Consider the following 1,791-nt stretch of genomic DNA (forward strand, 5'->3'; position numbering starts at 1 on the left):
AACCATTACGACCCTTTTTGACGTGACCTTTCGTAATTTCATCTTCCAAGCCCCACTTAGAAACGTATTGTTCTGCATAATATCCATTTCTGAGATCCAAGCCATGTTGCATACTCGGTGCATTTAGACCTGATTTCAAACAGGCTTTAATCCATAGCTCTGCGAGTTGAGAAGTGTAGTTTTTAAATAATAAATCATGATGATCAGCCATAAGCAAAACATGATGGTGAGGATGCCAACCGTTTTGACCGTAAGTAACTTCCAATCCTTTGATTTTGTACTTGATGCCTAGCTGCTTAAAAATAGATTGAACTTTGGTTGTTTCATAGAAGCGTTTCATTGCTTTACGCAAACCATCAAGAAGCAATTTTAAAGGCTGATCTTTTGAATGACTAAAGGTCAATGTAAGCAAATAAACAGAACCGGAATGAATCGTTTTCCATTTATTCAGACCATTTTTTAATTCTTGACGACGCTTTTCAGTAATCTGCTTTGCACATACAGGACACATCCAAATAGATCCACAAATCTGAACATTTCCAAAATGTGCTTTTTTCCTATTTTCGTTATACATAACAGTGCGAGGCTTCGTTTTATCAATACGATGCCTACGACAAAAACGTACACGTTCTTTAGGGAGTAATTTTACAGATTGATCTTGAAGTAGGAAATCATGAACCCTCTGAGAGCCTTGTGGCGTAAGGATTACATGAGTTTTCGTAAGTATACCAAGGGAACTCGGTTTTTTAAGCCCAATTGGGCTTGTTTTGGACGGATTAAGCCCATAAAATATATTCATCGACATACCTTCGTTATGTTGATCAAGGGTTGAAGTGTTAGCGCACTGTCAGCCCATTTTTTTTATGCCTGGTCTTCTTCGAGGATAATGGTACCTTCCAATAAAATAAATATGCCAGGACTTGCTTTGTGCAGATCAAAATATACGCTACATCAAAGGCATATTTCAAGACCACATGACAACAATACCCTTCTTCCTTCTCCTCCTCCTCGTACCTCGTTGTCGTCGTCGTCATCAGGTTTTGTTTAATTAAGTCAGTTCGCGCCATACGGACGCTCTATTTCTCCCGATAAAGGCAAAAGGGAGCCTGTAATCAAGGAAAAAAAAAGGGAGTGATCAAACACCCCCTCGACGCTCGTAGACACTCGCTAAGAACTTAATGCAACGCCACGATAAACATCATTTTTAAAATCTTCACTAGTTAAAACTTCATTAATAAAAAACTTATCTTCGTCAGTAGTTACAAAGGTGTTTAAAAACCCTAATTTATAATTAAACTCATGGTCAAACTCGATATCTCCTGAGAACCCAAAGCCATCTTCAGTTTCAAATTCAACTTCAGCAATAAATCCATCATTAACACGTTTAGCACTATGTAAAACAATTCGTTCAATAAGCATTTTTAAGCTCCTTAATTTCTCTTTCAACAATCTCGTTAATTAATCTTTCTGCAGAACCATTTCCAAAACATCCATCTTCATAATCTTTTTGGACAGCTTCCAAGTACAAATGCCGTTTTTGAAATTTGCATAAAAGATGAAAAATAAGGTCTTCAACAGGTGTAAGAGTGATTGATTGCTTATCAGTTTCTTCGGCTAATTCCTCATCTGACTTTTCTTCAATTTCTAAAAATGATTTAAGACCACGCCCCCACTCAAGTTGCCTTGAGCCTTTCATAGAAATAGCAAATTCCTGAAATAATTTTGAAGGCAGACGACCATGTACTAATTCATCGGTAATGGATAGTTGAAGTAGGTCAAACGGGCTATAAG

General features: G+C 37.2%; 2 protein-coding genes and 1 pseudogene. All 3 read right to left on the minus strand.

The window, feature by feature from the left end; genetic code table 11:
* A partial coding sequence (locus AC1M9N_RS14420; protein WP_481954964.1) for a protein rep occupies positions 1-799 on the minus strand: 799 nt, incomplete at its 3' end.
* Positions 800-1,167: 368 nt separating this feature from the next.
* Positions 1,168-1,419: a hypothetical protein gene (locus tag AC1M9N_RS14425; protein WP_481954965.1), complete on the minus strand. Its 252-nt coding sequence runs from the start codon at positions 1,417-1,419 to the stop codon at positions 1,168-1,170.
* Positions 1,409-1,791, minus strand: a pseudogene (locus tag AC1M9N_RS14430) (protein rep); the annotation flags it as partial. The gene AC1M9N_RS14425 and the pseudogene AC1M9N_RS14430, both read right to left, overlap by 11 nt.

Source organism: Acinetobacter sp. ANC_7655 (genome assembly GCF_056784015.1).